This is a genomic window from Bacillus sp. NTK071 (genome assembly GCF_017303315.1).
Taxonomy (GTDB): Bacteria; Bacillota; Bacilli; order Bacillales; family Guptibacillaceae; genus Guptibacillus.
On sequence record NZ_JAFKOI010000097.1, the window covers coordinates 1 to 264 of the forward strand.

The 264-nt window shown below is 76.5% G+C and carries 1 protein-coding gene; it reads right to left on the minus strand.

The window, feature by feature from the left end; genetic code table 11:
• Positions 1-264 (minus strand): LysR family transcriptional regulator (locus JI666_RS22155; RefSeq protein WP_206895062.1); only part of this gene is annotated, 264 nt, incomplete at both ends.

Consider the following 264-nt stretch of genomic DNA (forward strand, 5'->3'; position numbering starts at 1 on the left):
TCGGGGTGGCGGCGCACGAAGCGGGGGATGCGCGGCATCAGCCAGCGGGTGCCGAAGGTGGGCAGGATCGCCAGATGCAGTCCGGGTTCGGGCGTCTGGCCAAGCGCCTCCATCGCGCCCTGTCCCAGCGTGTCGAGGGCCGAGCGCACGGCGCGGGCATAGGCGGCGCCGGCCTCGGTGAGCCGCGCGGCGCGCGCGCCGCGCGTGACCAGCGCCACGCCCAGCTGTCCTTCAAGCTGCGCCACCTGCCGCGAGACCGCGCCC